The sequence below is a fragment of the Bradyrhizobium sp. UFLA05-108 genome (assembly GCF_059803455.1).
Map to the genome: position 1 here is coordinate 51033 of NZ_JBANAZ010000001.1, position 14339 is coordinate 65371.

Consider the following 14339-nt stretch of genomic DNA (forward strand, 5'->3'; position numbering starts at 1 on the left):
TTGCGAATGGCTCTCTCCACCAGCTCGAACTTCGCGCGGCCTGATGACGCCTTCCGCGCCATCGTCGAGGCGCATCGCGGTCTGACGGAGGAGCAGAGTGCAGACTTTGATGCCGCTCTGGTCCTGATCCTCGCCAACCATATCGGCGACATCGAGGTGCTCAAGGAAGCGATCGTGCTCGCCAGGCGCCGCATGGTCGATGGCCAGCAGCAGCAACAGCAACAACAATAACCGTGCAAGGAACGAACTGATGGCGAAGAACTTCGCATCCACCGGCGATCTCGCGGAGAAGAAGGTCACCTTCTCCGAGATCGGTCCCGATCTCTATGCCTTCACCGCCGAGGGCGATCCGAACTCCGCCGTCATCGTCGGTGAGGACGGCTGTCTGGTGTTCGACGCGCAGGCAACGCCGGCGATGGCGAACAAGGTGATCGAGCGCGTGCGCACGGTCACCGACAAGCCGATCAAATACGTCGTGCTGTCGCATTATCACGCCGTGCGCGTGCTCGGCGCATCCGCCTACAAGGCGCAAGGTATCGTCGCCTCACAGGAGACCTATCGGCTGATCGAGGAGCGCGGCAAGCAGGACTGGGATTCCGAGTATGGTCGATTTCCTCGTCTATTCCAGGATGCGCAGAGCATTCCCGGGCTGACCTGGCCGACGCTCACCTTCGAAGGCGAGATGTCGCTCTATCTCGGCAAGCGCGAGGTGCGGCTGCTGCAGCTCGGGGCCGGCCATACCTCCGGCGACATCGTCGCCTGGGTGCCGGATGCCGAGGTGATGTTCTCCGGCGATCTCATCGAATACCACTCGGCCTGTTATTGCGGCGACGCGCATTTGCGCGAATGGCCGCTGACGCTGACCGAGATCCGCAACTTCAATCCCAAGGCGATCGCGCCGGGCCGCGGCGATGCGCTGAAAGGCACCACCACCGCGCGCGAAGCGATCGCGATGACACGCGACTTCGTCACCACGCTCTATGGCGCGGCGGAAATCTCCGTCGCCAAGGGCCGCACGCTGAAGGAGACGATGGCGGCAGCGCGCGAGGTGATGGATCCCAAGTTTTCGAGCTTTGCCATCTACGAGCACTGCCTGCCGTTCAACGTGTCGCGCGCCTTTGACGAGGCGTCCGGGATCGACGACCCCGTGATCTGGACCGACAAGCGCGACCAGGAGATGTGGGCTGCCTTGCAAGGAGGAGGATAGTCATGAACGTCAATACCTCGCCTGACCAGATCGTTCGCAGCACGGCCCAGGTCACGCCGGGCTACATGTCCGGCTTCGGCAACAGCTTTGAAACGGAGGCGCTGCCGGGCGCGCTGCCGATGGGGCGCAACTCGCCGCAGCGCTGCGCCTATGGGCTCTACGCCGAGCAATTGTCAGGCTCGCCCTTCACCGCGCCGCGCGGCACCAATGAGCGCTCCTGGCTCTATCGCATCCGCCCGTCAGTCAAGCATTCGGGACGCTTTGAGAAAGTCGACGCCGGACTGTGGCGCTCGGCGCCGTGTCATGAATACGACCTGCCGATCGCGCAATTGCGCTGGGACCCGACGCCGATCCCGCAGGAGGAGGTGACGTTCCTTGGGGGCGTGCAGACCATGACGACAGCCGGCGACGTCAATACGCAGGCCGGCATGGCCGCGCACGTCTACCTCATCACCAAATCGATGGTGGACCAGCATTTCTACAATGCCGACGGCGAGCTGATGTTCGTGCTCCAGCAGGGCAATCTTCGTCTCGTCACCGAGTTCGGCCGCATCGACGCCGAGCCCGGCGAGATCGTGGTGATCCCGCGCGGCGTAAAATTCCGCGTGGAGATTCCGAACGGTCCGGCCCGCGGGTACCTCTGCGAAAACTATGGCGGCGCCTTCACGCTGCCCGAGCGTGGGCCGATCGGCGCCAATTGCCTTGCCAATGCGCGCGACTTCCTGACGCCGGTCGCCTGCTACGAAGACAAGGACACGCCGACCGAGCTCTACGTCAAATGGGGCGGCTCGCTGTTCAAGACGCAGCTAGCCCATTCGCCGATCGACGTGGTCGCCTGGCACGGCAATTACGCGCCGTACAAATACGATTTGCGCACCTTCTCGCCGGTCGGCGCGATCGCCTTCGACCATCCCGATCCCTCGATCTTCACGGTGCTGACCTCGCCGTCGGAGACGGCGGGCACGGCGAATATCGACTTCGTCATCTTTCCGGAACGCTGGATGGTCGCGGACAACACCTTCCGGCCGCCCTGGTATCACATGAACATCATGAGCGAGTTCATGGGGCTGGTGTACGGCGTCTACGATGCCAAGCCGCAAGGGTTTGTGCCGGGCGGTATCTCGCTCCACAATTGCATGCTGCCGCACGGCCCCGACCGCGACGCCTTCGATCACGCCAGCAACGGCGAGCTCAAGCCGGTCAAGCTCACCGGCACGCTCGCCTTCATGTTCGAGACCCGCTACCCCCAGCGCGTCACCGCGCATGCCGCGAAGTCGTCGATGTTGCAGGACGATTATGCCGATTGCTGGAAAGGCCTGGAGAAGCGCTTCGATCCGAACAGGCTGTGATGATTTGTTTTGCTCGTCATCGCCGGGCTTGACCCGGCGATCCATCACTCTTCGAGGTGATGGATGCCCGGGTCAAGCCCGGGCACGACGATTTTCCGATTGGAGAAATGAGTGCCCCACCCCAACGACCCCAGCCTCCGCTCCTTCATCGACGTCGATCCCTCCTCCGACTTCCCGATCCAGAACCTCCCCTATGGTGTGTTCTCGACCGCGGCCTATCCGGCGCCGCGCGTCGGCGTTGCGATCGGCGACTACGTGCTCGACCTCTGGGAGCTCGAGCAGGACTCCCGCCTGGATGTCGGCCCGCTCGGCGTGTTCTCGGCGCCGTCGCTCAATCCGTTCATGGCGCTGGGGCCAAAAGTCTGGGCAAAGACGCGGGCGCGGATCAGTGAGCTGCTCCGCCACGACCATCCGGAGCTGCGCGACAACGAGGAGCTGCGCAAGCAGGCTCTGCTGCCGATGCGCGACGTGCGGCTGCATCTGCCATTCGCGGTTTCCGGCTACACCGATTTCTACTCGTCGAAGGAGCACGCCACCAATGTCGGCGTGATGTTCCGCGGCAAGGACAACGCGCTGCAGCCGAACTGGCTCTACATGCCGATCGGCTATAACGGACGCGCCTCGACCGTCGTCGTCAGCGGCACCAAGGTGAGGCGGCCGCGGGGGCAGTTGAAGCCGCCGAATGTCGAGGTACCGAGCTTCGCAGCCTGCAAGCGGCTCGATTTCGAACTGGAGATGGGCGTCGTCATCGGACAGCCGTCGCCGATGGGCGGCATGCTCAGCGAGCAACAGGCCGAGGAGATGATTTTCGGCTTCGTGCTGCTCAACGACTGGAGCGCCCGCGACATCCAGCAATGGGAATATGTGCCGCTCGGCCCGTTCCTCGCAAAGGCCTTCGCGACCTCGATCAGCCCGTGGGTGGTGACGCGCGAGGCGCTGGAGCCGTTCCGCACTAAAGGTCCCGAGCAGAGCCCGGCGCCACTCGATTATCTCGCGCAAGCCCGGCCGCAGAACTATGATGTCGAGCTCGACGTCTCCTTGCGCGCCGCCGGCACGAACGCGCCCGCCAGCATCAGCCGCACCAATTTCAAGTACATGTACTGGTCCTCGGTCCAGCAATTGATGCACCACGCCTCCTCAGGCTGCGCGATGAATGTCGGCGATCTCCTGGGGAGCGGCACGATATCAGGGCCGGAGAAGAACCAGCGCGGCAGCCTGCTGGAGATTTCCTGGAATGGCACCGAGCCCGTGGAATTGCCCGGCGGCACCAAACGTTCGTTCCTGGAGGATGGCGACAGCCTCGTGATGCGCGGCTGGTGCCAGGGCGACGGCTACCGCGTCGGCTTCGGCGAGGTCGAGGGGACGATTCTTCCGGCGGAATAGGACGGCGCCACGAATTGTAGGGTGGGCAAAGGCGCGCTCTTCGCGCGCCGTGCCCACCACGTCTGCTGCATTCGCGGAGAGATGGTGGGCACGGCGCTGACGCGCCTTTGCCCACCCTACGAGTTCAGCGCTCCGCCGGCGGTACGCCGCGAATCCTTGCGCAATGCGCCGCGACATCCTCCGGGCTGTACTTCAAATGCACCCGCTTGTCTGACGGCACGTGCTTGGCCACGCACACGCCCGGCCGCCATTCCTTGGCGGGCCGGATCGGGCGCGGCGTGAAACCACCGCCGCAGTTCGGACAGACATTGAAGAGTTTCGTCTCCACGCAGTCTGCACAGAACGTGCATTCATACGAGCAGATCCGCGCGTTCGCAGCATTCGGCGGCAGGTCGCAGTCGCAATATTCGCAGTTCGGCCGAAGCTGCAGGGCCATGACGCAATCTCCCGGAGCATGATCCGCAAAAGTGTGCAGCGGTTTTCCGAAAAGATCATGCTCAAACAATTAGGTCGGCATCGATCATCGCAGATCGCGCACCATGCGCGAATGCCGCATTTCCCTCGATTTCAGCCAGGTGCGAGCCCTTTCAACGGCAGCCGCGAGCTTTCCTTCAGGCGGTCGAGCACGATCGAGGAGCGCACATGCGCCACGCTCTGGTGCGGCATCAGCACGTCGTTGACGAGGTTGGAGAGGCCCTTGAGATCGCGCAGCACGGCCTTCAGCACATAGTCGGCATCGCCGGTGAGTGAATAGGCCTCCTGGATCTCGTCGATGCGGCCGACGAGGGTGCGGAATCGCTTGGCATTGTCGGGCGAGTGCGTCGCCAGCGTCACCTGGATGAAGGCGACGACGCCGAAGCCGAGCGCCTCGCTGGAGAGGTCGGCATGATAGCCCGCGATCACCTTCTCCTCCTCGAGCCGCATGCGCCGCCGCGAGCATTGCGAGGCCGAGAGGGCCGCGAGATCGGCGAGCTCCTGGTTGGTGAGGCGGCCGTCGTCCTGCAGCGCGGTCAGGATCTTGAGATCGAAGGCATCTATCTGGATCATGCGTCATTTGTCCATTTCATGCACAAACCGTGCATACAATACCGGAAATGGGTCCCGTTTGCACGCCCATTGCGCGCCCCATGAAGGATAGTTCAGGCGAACAATCCGGGAGAGATCGCCAATGGGTCCGTTTCCGCACGATGCACCGCCCGCCACCATCAGCGCCGACAATCCGATGGGCACCGACGGGTTCGAATTCGTCGAATATGCCCATCCCAATCCGCAAGAGCTGCACGCGCTGTTCAAGCTGATGGGCTTTGCGCCCGTCGCGCGCCACAAGACCAAGACAATCACGGTCTATCGCCAGGGCGACATCAACTACCTCGTCAACGAGCAGCCCGGCACGCATGGCTTCGATTTCGTCGCCGCGCACGGGCCGTGCGCACCGTCGATGGCGTTCCGCGTGGTCGATGCGCAAGCGGCCTACGACCGCGCGATCGCGCTCGGTGCCGAGCCGGCGGACGTCACGTCCGCGCAGAAGACGCTGGATGTGCCCGCGATCAAGGGCATCGGCGGCAGCCTGCTGTATCTCGTCGATCGCTATGGCGCGAAGGGCTCGGCCTATGATTCCGAGTTCGAATGGCTTGGCGCGCGCGATCCGCGGCCCCATGGGGCCGGCCTGTTCTATCTCGACCATCTCACCCACAACGTCCATCGCGGCCGCATGGATGTCTGGGCCGGCTTCTACGAAAAGCTCTTCAACTTCCGCCAGATCCGCTTCTTCGACATCGAGGGTCGCGCCTCAGGCCTGTTCTCGCGGGCGCTGACCAGCCCCGACGGCAAGATCCGCATTCCCATCAACGAGGATGCCGGCGATTCCGGACAGATCGAGGAGTATCTGAAGATCTATCGCGGCGAAGGCATCCAGCACATCGCCTGCGGCTGCCACGAGATCCACGGCACGATCGAGGGCCTGCGTGAGGCCGGCCTGCCCTTCATGCCGTCACCGCCCGACACCTATTTCGAGAAGGTCGATACGCGGCTGCCCAAGCACGGTGAGGACGTCGCGCGATTGCAGCGCAACGGCATCTTGATCGACGGCGAGGGCGTCGTCGACGGCGGCCAGACCAAGGTGCTGCTCCAGATCTTCTCCGCCAACGCGATCGGCCCGATCTTCTTCGAGTTCATCCAGCGCAAGGGCGACGATGGCTTTGGCGAGGGCAATTTCAAGGCGTTGTTCGAATCGATCGAGGAAGACCAGATCCGCCGCGGCGTGCTGAAGGTGGACAACGCGGCGTAAGCACGCTGCCGTAGCTGTAGGGTGAGCAAAGCGTAAGCGTGCCCACCGCTTCTCTCGCAATCCTGGTTGGATGGTGGGCACGGCGCTACGCGCCTTTGCCCACCCTGCGAGGCCGTTGCTACCGGCTCGCCTTCCACGCGCTTGCCACCGCGCCGATCTCCGCAGCCTCAGGGTCGCGAACCGCTGACGGCGTGCGCAAAAACCGCGGCGCCGGTCCCGGCTGCTTCACACCATGGCGTTCGACGAAGACGTTGCGTGCGACCATGTGCGGATGCCGTGTCGCCTCCGACATCGTCAGTACGGGCGCGAAGCAGATGTCGGTGCCTTCCATGATGCTGCACCAGTCCTCGCGGGTCTTGCTCTTGAAGACGGCCTTCAATTTCTCCTTCAGCGCCGGCCAGGCCTTGCGATCCATCTGCGCCTCGAAATCGGCGTCGGTGAGTTTGGCGTGCTGGCGCAGCAGCGCGTAGAATTGCGGCTCGATCGAGCCGATCGAGATGAAATGGCCACAGGCGCATTCGTAGACGCCGTAGAAATGCGCGCCGCCGTCGAGAAAGTTCTGGTCGCGGCCTTCGGTCCAGCGGCCCATCGCGGTCATGTCGAAGAAGAACGACATCAGCGACGCCGCACCGTCGCACATCGCCGCGTCGACCACCTGGCCCTTGCCTGACTTTTGCGCCTCCAGCAGCGCTGCGAGCACGCCGACCACGAGGTAAAGCGCGCCGCCGCCGAAATCGCCGACGAGGTTGAGCGGCGGTACCGGCGCCTCCTTCGTGCCGATCGCCGCCAGCGCACCGGTGATGGAGATGTAGTTGATGTCGTGGCCCGCGGCATTCGCCAGCGGACCTTCCTGACCCCAGCCGGTCATGCGGCCGTAGACGAGTTTTGGACTGCGCGCGAGCACGACATCGGGGCCGAGACCGAGCCGCTCCATCACGCCGGGACGAAAGCCTTCGATCAGCGCGTCGGCGTGGCTGAGCAGGTCGAGCACCTGCGCGATCGCCGCCTGGTCCTTCAGGTCGAGCTCGATCACCTTGCGGCCGCGGCCTGCCACCGACTTCATGCTCTTCCTCGCACCGACGCGATCGAGCGTGACGACCTCGGCGCCCATGTCGGCGAGCAGCATGCAGGCGAACGGGCCGGGGCCAATGCCGGCGAATTCGACGATGCGGAAACCTGCGAGCGGGCCGGAGACGCCGACGGAGGAGCCTTCTGATTTTTCCTGGGCAGTTTCCTGGGCTGATTGATCGAGCACGTTGTTGTTTCCCCGGGGTCGCAAGACGGGTGTGCGAGAAGCAGCACCCCTTTTGCACGTTCCTCTGTGGACGAGTTAATTGGTTGATTAAGTTTTCCCGCCTTCGACCTGACGAGGCAAGCGCTTTTGATGCATGGGCGCATAATAAAAGCGGCGCGCATTGCTGCGCGCCGCGGAAAATTTGTGTTGAGTAGCTAAAGCGCGATTGCGATCAGCCCGCCGCAGCAACTGCGCGCTGCGCCATCACCTTGATCAGATTGGCACGGTACTCGGATGAGCCATGCAGGTCCGACAACAGCCCGCTCGACGGGATCGTCACACCGTCGATCGCGCTCGCCGCCCAGTTCGCCTTCAGCGCGGCTTCGATGGCGCCGGCCCGCATCACGCCGCTCTGCGAGGCGCCGGTCACGGCAACGCGGATGTCGCCCGACTTGGTCTGGGCAACGAACACACCGGTCAGTGCGAAGCGCGAGGCCGGATGCGGGAACTTGGCGTAACCCGCCTTCGCCGGAACCGGGAACGAGACGGCGGTGATGATCTCGCCGTCCTCGAGGGCGGTCGAAAACAGGCCCTTGAAGTAGTCATCCGCCGCGATCGAACGCTTGTTGGTCTTGATCGTCGCACCCAGCGCCAGCACTGCCGCCGGATAATCGGCGGCGGGATCGTTGTTGGCGAGCGAGCCGCCGATCGTGCCGCGATAGCGCACGGCGGGATCGCCGATCAGCGAGGCCAGGTACGCAACCGCCGGGATCGCCTTCTTCGCGGCGTCGCTGGTCGCGACGTCGTAATGCGGCGTTGCGGCCTTGATGGTCAGCGTGTCGCCGGCGGCTTCAACGCCGATCAGCTCCTTGATTTTCGCAAGGTCGATCACGTCAGAGGGGCTGGCGAGCCGCTGCTTCATCACTGGCAGCAGCGTCTGGCCGCCGGAGAGATATTTTGCCTCGCTGCCCTTGGCGAACAGCGCGGCGGCCTCATCCACAGAGGAGGCACGATGATAAGTGGTCTGGTACATCTTCGTTCCTCCTTCTCAAGCCGCGTGGATCGTGCGCCACACCCGATCAGGGGTCGCGGGCATTTCGAGATTGTTCTTGCCGATCGCATCCGTGATCGCGTTGATCACGGCAGCGGACGCGCCGATCGCGCCGGCCTCGCCGCAGCCCTTGATGCCCAAGGGATTACCCGGGCAGAGCGTCGTGGTGTGGCTGAGCTTGAACGACGGCAGGTCATCGGCGCGTGGCATGGTGTAATCCATGAACGACGCCGTGATCGGCTGTCCGTTGGCGTCATAGACCGCGTGCTCGAGCAGTGCCTGCCCGATGCCTTGCGCAAGGCCGCCATGGACCTGGCCCTCCACGATCATCGGGTTGATCAGCCGGCCGAAATCGTCGGCCGCCACGAAATTGACGAACGACGTCTTGCCGGTGCCGGGATCGACCTCAAGCTCGCAGATATAGGCGCCGGCCGGGAAGGTGAAGTTGGAGGGGTCGTAGAAGGCGCTTTCCTTCAGGCCCGGCTCCATCCCGTCAGGCAGGTTGTGCGCGGTGTAGGCCGCGAGGGCGACCATCGGCAGCGCGATCTTCTTGTCGGTGCCGGTCACCTTGAACTCACCGTTCTCGATGACGATGTCGGCTTCCGAGGCTTCCAGCTGATGCGCAGCGATCTTCTTGGCCTTGGACTCGACCTTCTCCACGGCTTTCAGGATCGCGGTGAGACCGACGGCCGCAGAGCGCGAGCCATAGGTGCCCATGCCGAACTGCACCTTGTCGGTGTCGCCATGGATGATCGAGACCTGGCTGATGGGAACCCCCAGGCGTTCTGAAATGAGCTGAGCGAACGCTGTCTCATGGCCCTGGCCGTGGCTGTGCGAGCCGGTCAGCACCTCGATGGTGCCGACCGGGTTGACGCGCACCTCCGCCGATTCCCACAGGCCGACGCCGGCACCTAAGCTGCCCACGGCCTTCGAGGGTGCAATGCCGCAGGCCTCGATGTAGCAGGAGACGCCGATCCCACGCAGCTTGCCTTCCGACTTCGCTTGCGCCTTGCGGCCCGCGAAGCCGGCATAGTCGATCGCCTTCATCGCCGCATCGAGCGAGGCGTTAAAGTCGCCGGTGTCGTAGGCCATGATGACCGGCGTCTGGTGCGGGAACTGCGTGATGAAATTCGTCTTGCGCAGTGCGGCCGGATCGACATTCAGTTGCCGCGCCGCCGTCTCCATCATTCGCTCGATCAGGTAGCTCGCCTCGGGTCGGCCCGCGCCGCGATAGGCGTCGACCGGCGTGGTGTTGGTGTAGACGGCGATCACCTCGGCATGGATCGCCGGGATGTCGTACTGGCCCGACAGCAGCGTCGCGTAGAGATAGGTCGGCACTGCCGAGGAGAACAGCGACATATAGGCGCCGAAATTGGCGTAGGTCTTCACCTTGAGGCCAGTGATCTTGTTGTTCGCATCGAACGCCATCTCCGCATGCGTGACGTGGTCGCGGCCATGCGCATCGGTGAGGAAGGCCTCGGTGCGGTCGCCGGTCCACTTCACCGGACGGCCGGTCTTCTTCGACGCCCACAGCGCCACCATCTCTTCGGGATAGATGTAGATCTTGGAGCCGAAGCCGCCGCCGACGTCCGGTGCAATCACGCGCAGCTTGTGCTCGGGCGCGATGTTGTAGAAGGCCGACAGCACGAGGCGCGCGACGTGCGGGTTCTGCGAGGTCGTATAGAGCGTGAAATGCTCTTCGGCCGTATCGTAATCGGCGACCGCCGAGCGCGGCTCCATCGGGTTCGGCGCGAGGCGGTTGTTGGTGAGGTCAAGCTTCACCACATTGGCCGCCTTCGCAAATGCGGCGTTCACCGCATTCTCGTCGCCGATAACCCAGTCATAGATCTGGTTGCCGGGTGCTTCGGGATGGAGTTGAGGTGCGCCGGCCTTGATCGCGTCGGTCACGTTCGCGACAGCGGGCAGTTCCTCGTAATCCACCACCACGGCTTCGGCGGCGTCGCGTGCGAGGTTCTTGCTTTCGGCGATCACGACCGCGACGGCCTGGCCGACGAAGCGCACGGTCTCTGGCGCCATCGCGGGCCACGCGCCCATCTTCATCGGGCTGCCATCCTTGGAGGTGATGGCCCAGCCGCAGATGAGGTTGCCGACCTTGTCGTCGACGATCTCTTTGCCGGTCAGCACGGCGACCACGCCCGGCAGCTTCAGCGCCGCGGCGGCATCGATGCCCTTCACCTTGGCATGCGCGTGGGGGCTGCGGATGAAATGGGCATAGGTCATGCCCGGTAGCTTGACGTCGTCGACATACCGGCCCTTGCCGGTAATGAAACGCTTGTCTTCCTTGCGCACAACGCTTGCGCCAATGCCTTCAACACCCATGTCCTGTCCTCCCGACCGGAATTTGTTTGACCGCGCTTTCCATCGAAAGCTGCGGCGGTTGTTCGATTGAGGCGAGGTCGCCGCTTACTCGGCGGCCTGCGCGACCTTCATGCGGCCGGCCGCATCCAGCACCGCCTTCACGATGTTGTGGTAACCGGTGCAGCGGCAGATATTGCCTTCGAGCTCGTGGCGGACGGTGGCTTCATCGAGCTGGCCACCGTGACGTTTCACGATATCGACCGCCGACATGATCATGCCCGGGGTGCAGTAGCCGCACTGCAAACCGTGATTGTCGCGGAACGCCGCCTGCATCGGGTGCAGCTCGTCGCCCCTGGCGAGACCTTCGATCGTGGTGACGTTCGCGCCATCGGCCTGGCCTGCCAGCATGGTGCAGGATTTCACCGCACGGCCGTCGATGTGCACGACGCAGGCACCGCACTGGCTGGTGTCGCAGCCGACATGGGTGCCGGTGAGGTTGAGGTGATCGCGCAGGAGATGGACCAGCAGCGTGCGGTCCTCGACATCGACAGAGACCGCCTTGCCGTTCACTGTCAGTTTGACTGTAGACACGTGAGTACCTCCCGTATGTGTTTTGTCGTTGTTCTAATTAGAGACAGCGCGAACGGAACTTTGCAACTGGGATTTTGGTGACCGCGGGTCATGGAAAGGTCATCGTGGCGACGGTCGCAGGCGCGCGATTCGATCATGACGCTCCGCGCCGCCGCCCGCGCGTGGCGCGACCTGTGAGACGCTTCCGGAAAAATCTGCGTCACGCCTGCGGCGGCGTGCTTTCCATGCCGCCGCGCGACGCCGTTTGCCCTCGGACCTCAGCCTTGTCGCGCGTCGCTTCTCCCTCTGATGCCTTGTTCGTTGTTTCGAATAGGAGCACGCGCCCGCGGCTTTGCAATCGCGATCTTGGTAGTAGGCGCAATCCAGCTAAGTCATTGATTTCGTTGATGGTGCCCCTGGCCACCTCGCCTGAGGCGCGTGTGGCGATCGCGGGCGTCCCGATACTGCAGCCCATTCCGTCGTTCCAGGGCCCGGGAGGCCGGAGTCCGTCGGGTCGCAGGGTTCGCGGATGAATGGATTCTCAGATACGCAATTGCGCATCACAGCTCGCGGAGTGACGGTGACTGATCATCGGCGAAGGCGCCGGCGGCGTCGCTAGCTTTCGCCAGGGGCGGCGCGAAAGTCAGACTCGAGGAAGCATCGCCCGACGTCACCACCCCGCACGACGAGAACCGAAGCGCTGATCGGCGGCAAGCTTGCGCAGCTCGACTCGCGGCTGATCGATTCGAGGCTGCGGAAGCTGGCCGCAAATTTCTTCGAAGCCTTGCAACTGTGGTAGCGCCGTCATCGTGATTGACGCGAATGATCGACGCGCGTGTCGGACGGAAACGATCGGATCGTGGCACGATATTGCCGCAAATCCGATCGTGCATTTCGAGCTTCACACCAAGCGCAGGACGCGTGCTTCGACAACGAGATGAGCGGCACGAGCCGACAATGATTTGCACTACTACCTTCCGCCTATACTAAGCGCGCAAAGTCGATGCTGTAATTTCCAACGATGGCTCGCAGACAAACTGCGCATCACGAGCGCGGCGCGCTCAGGCGCCCAACATGGCGTACACACCAACACCGCGGAGGGAATACATGACCTTTGGAACGAAGGGCTTTTTGGCTGGCATTTCGATGATTGCGATGCTGGCCGCCAGCACGACCGTCACTCGCGCCAACGACTCGGTGCTCAAGGCGCAATCCGATGCGAACCAGTGGGCCGTTGCCGGCCACGACTACGGCAACACGCGCTTCAGCCCGCTCAATCAGATCAATACCGAGAACGCAGGCAAGCTGTCGCTCGCCTATTCGTTCTCGCTGGCGTCGCTGCGCTCGAACGAATCCTCGCCGATCGTGATCGGCAACACGCTCTACGTCTCGAGCTCCTGGGGCCCGAAATACGTCTACGCGCTCGATGCCGCGACGGGGCAGCGCAAATGGACCTGGGAGCCCGACATTCCCGATGACGTGCTGCAATACGCCTGCTGCGACGTGAACAATCGCGGCGTCACCTACGCCGACGGCAAGATCTTCGTCGGCCGCCTCGACGGCAAGCTGACGGCAATCGATGCCGCGACCGGCAAGTCGCTGTGGACCGCGAAGGTGGTCGACTACAAGCAGGGCTCGGTCATCACCTCGCCGCCGCTCGTCGTGCGCGACAAGGTCATCACCGGCTTCGGCGGCGGTGAATACGGCGTGCGCGGCGCGCTGCTCGCCTTCGACATCAACACCGGCAAGCAGATGTGGCAGACCTATACCGTGCCTACGCCGGATGAGCCCGGCGGCGACACCTGGAAGGGCGATTCCGCCCAGCATGGCGGCGGCGCGGCCTGGCTGGTCGGCTCCTATGATCCCAAGAGTGACACGGTCTATTGGGGCACCAGCAATCCCGCTCCGTGGAACTCGGCCGTTCGCTCGACGGGCAATGGCGATTTCGGCAAGCTGACCAATCTCTATACGGCGTCCACGCTCGCCCTCGATCCCAACACCGGCAAGATCAAGTGGCACATCCAGACCACGCCGGCCGATGCCTGGGACTACGACGGCGTCAACGAAGCCGTTCTCGCCGATCTCAATATCGGCGGCAGCAACGTTCCGGCGCTGATGAAGGCGGATCGCAACGGCTTCTTCTTCGTCGCCAACCGCGAGACCGGCAAGGTTCTTTCGGCAGAGAAATATGTCTTCTCGAACTGGGCGCAGAAGTGGGACGTCGCCACCATGCGTGCGGTCGAAGACCCCGACAAGCGTCCGGGACCAGGCCATCCCATCAAGGACGTCTGTCCAAACCTGATCGGTGGCAAGAACTGGCAGCCGATGTCGTTCAATCCGCAGACCGGTCTCGTCTACATCCCGTCCAACAATGTTTGCATGGACTGGTCGGTGAGCGACATTTCCTACAAGCGTGGCGTGTTCTATCTCGGTGGTGAGTTCCCACCCAAGGAAGGGCCCGGCGGCTTCATGGGCGAACTCGTGGCCTGGGATCCGGTCGCGCAGAAGAAGGTCTGGTCGATCAAGGAAGATCTGCCGTTCAACGGTGGCACGCTGACGACGGCTGGCGGCCTGGTGTTTGCCGGTAACATCCATGGCGATTTCCGCGCCATCGATGCGAAGTCCGGCAAGGTGCTGTGGAGCAAGAATCTCGGCTCCGGCATAGGCGCGGGTCCCGTGACCTACCAGGTCGACGGTAAGCAATACGTGGCCATCGTCGTCGGTCGCACCGCTGCGATGCCTGCGTTCCTGGGCGGCATCGGCGGGAAGATGACGGCCGCAGCTCCCGAGGGCGGTTCGCTCTTCGTGTTCTCCGTCCAGTGACCACTCGCGCGCGTATCTCAAGGTGACGAGGTACGCGCGCGCCTTTTCCAGAGCGTGATTGCGGCATCGGACAAGCCCGCGTGCCGCAACGCGTGGTCCAACAATTCCCAACTGCG

Annotated in this window: 12 protein-coding genes; 6 read left to right on the forward strand and 6 right to left on the reverse strand. The window is 63.5% G+C overall.

Annotation, left to right across the window (positions count from 1 at the left end; translation table 11 throughout):
• Positions 1 to 6: 6 nt before the first annotated feature.
• From SO140_RS00215 to fahA, 4 genes are all read left to right on the forward strand, one after another.
• Entirely contained in the window at positions 7 to 231 is a 225-nt protein-coding gene (locus tag SO140_RS00215) for a DUF2783 domain-containing protein (protein ID WP_449379756.1), read from the forward strand.
• A gap of 19 nt (positions 232 to 250) precedes the next feature.
• Positions 251 to 1207 (forward strand): MBL fold metallo-hydrolase, encoded by a 957-nt coding sequence (locus SO140_RS00220; protein WP_449379757.1) that lies wholly within the window; start codon positions 251 to 253, stop codon positions 1205 to 1207.
• 2 nt (positions 1208 to 1209) lie between these two features.
• Positions 1210 to 2556 (forward strand): homogentisate 1,2-dioxygenase, encoded by a 1347-nt coding sequence (gene hmgA, locus SO140_RS00225; RefSeq protein ID WP_449379758.1) that lies wholly within the window; start codon positions 1210 to 1212, stop codon positions 2554 to 2556.
• A gap of 111 nt (positions 2557 to 2667) precedes the next feature.
• On the forward strand, positions 2668 to 3939 hold the full coding sequence (fahA, locus tag SO140_RS00230; protein ID WP_449379759.1) for a fumarylacetoacetase: 1272 nt from the start codon (positions 2668 to 2670) through the stop codon (positions 3937 to 3939).
• Positions 3940 to 4063: 124 nt separating this feature from the next.
• Here the strand turns inward: fahA and SO140_RS00235 are convergent, their stop codons facing one another.
• Together SO140_RS00235 and SO140_RS00240 are read right to left on the reverse strand one after the other, a co-directional pair.
• Complete coding sequence (locus tag SO140_RS00235; RefSeq protein ID WP_449379760.1) at positions 4064 to 4375, reverse strand: DUF1272 domain-containing protein; 312 nt, start codon at positions 4373 to 4375, stop codon at positions 4064 to 4066.
• Between the two features lie 131 nt (positions 4376 to 4506).
• Positions 4507 to 4986 carry an Lrp/AsnC family transcriptional regulator gene (locus SO140_RS00240; protein ID WP_449379761.1) on the reverse strand — a complete coding sequence of 160 codons (480 nt, stop codon included), beginning with the start codon at positions 4984 to 4986 and terminating at the stop codon, positions 4507 to 4509.
• A gap of 121 nt (positions 4987 to 5107) precedes the next feature.
• Between SO140_RS00240 and hppD the strand changes: the two genes are divergently transcribed.
• Entirely contained in the window at positions 5108 to 6226 is a 1119-nt protein-coding gene (hppD, locus tag SO140_RS00245) for a 4-hydroxyphenylpyruvate dioxygenase (protein ID WP_449379762.1), read from the forward strand.
• 118 nt (positions 6227 to 6344) lie between these two features.
• Here hppD and SO140_RS00250 read toward each other — a convergent pair whose 3' ends face one another.
• The 4 genes from SO140_RS00250 to SO140_RS00265 all read right to left on the reverse strand — a co-directional run bounded on the left by SO140_RS00250 (position 6345) and on the right by SO140_RS00265 (position 11421).
• Positions 6345 to 7481, reverse strand: coding sequence for a CaiB/BaiF CoA transferase family protein (locus SO140_RS00250; RefSeq protein ID WP_449379763.1), 1137 nt, complete (start codon positions 7479 to 7481; stop codon positions 6345 to 6347).
• A 211-nt stretch (positions 7482 to 7692) separates the two neighbouring features.
• The gene (locus SO140_RS00255; protein WP_449379764.1) at positions 7693 to 8493 is read right to left on the reverse strand and encodes an FAD binding domain-containing protein; all 801 of its coding nucleotides are present in this window, start codon (positions 8491 to 8493) and stop codon (positions 7693 to 7695) included.
• Between the two features lie 15 nt (positions 8494 to 8508).
• Positions 8509 to 10851, reverse strand: a complete 2343-nt coding sequence (locus SO140_RS00260; protein ID WP_449379765.1) for a xanthine dehydrogenase family protein molybdopterin-binding subunit — start codon at positions 10849 to 10851, stop codon at positions 8509 to 8511.
• Positions 10852 to 10935: 84 nt separating this feature from the next.
• Positions 10936 to 11421, reverse strand: coding sequence for a (2Fe-2S)-binding protein (locus tag SO140_RS00265; RefSeq protein WP_449379766.1), 486 nt, complete (start codon positions 11419 to 11421; stop codon positions 10936 to 10938).
• Positions 11422 to 12507: 1086 nt separating this feature from the next.
• Between SO140_RS00265 and SO140_RS00270 the strand changes: the two genes are divergently transcribed.
• Complete coding sequence (locus SO140_RS00270; RefSeq protein WP_449379767.1) at positions 12508 to 14223, forward strand: PQQ-dependent methanol/ethanol family dehydrogenase; 1716 nt, start codon at positions 12508 to 12510, stop codon at positions 14221 to 14223.
• Positions 14224 to 14339: the final 116 nt, after the last annotated feature.

What these genes read in the sequence shown, in the direction of transcription:
- SO140_RS00215 (WP_449379756.1), top strand. Translation starts at nt 7, where the DNA reads ATGGCTCTCTCCACCAGCTCGAACTTCGCGCGGCCTGATGACGCCTTC.
- SO140_RS00220 (WP_449379757.1), top strand. Translation starts at nt 251, where the DNA reads ATGGCGAAGAACTTCGCATCCACCGGCGATCTCGCGGAGAAGAAGGTC.
- hmgA (WP_449379758.1), top strand. Translation starts at nt 1,210, where the DNA reads ATGAACGTCAATACCTCGCCTGACCAGATCGTTCGCAGCACGGCCCAG.
- SO140_RS00235 (WP_449379760.1), bottom strand. Translation starts at nt 4,375, where the DNA reads ATGGCCCTGCAGCTTCGGCCGAACTGCGAATATTGCGACTGCGACCTG.
- SO140_RS00240 (WP_449379761.1), bottom strand. Translation starts at nt 4,986, where the DNA reads ATGATCCAGATAGATGCCTTCGATCTCAAGATCCTGACCGCGCTGCAG.
- hppD (WP_449379762.1), top strand. Translation starts at nt 5,108, where the DNA reads ATGGGTCCGTTTCCGCACGATGCACCGCCCGCCACCATCAGCGCCGAC.
- SO140_RS00255 (WP_449379764.1), bottom strand. Translation starts at nt 8,493, where the DNA reads ATGTACCAGACCACTTATCATCGTGCCTCCTCTGTGGATGAGGCCGCC.
- SO140_RS00260 (WP_449379765.1), bottom strand. Translation starts at nt 10,851, where the DNA reads ATGGGTGTTGAAGGCATTGGCGCAAGCGTTGTGCGCAAGGAAGACAAG.
- SO140_RS00270 (WP_449379767.1), top strand. Translation starts at nt 12,508, where the DNA reads ATGACCTTTGGAACGAAGGGCTTTTTGGCTGGCATTTCGATGATTGCG.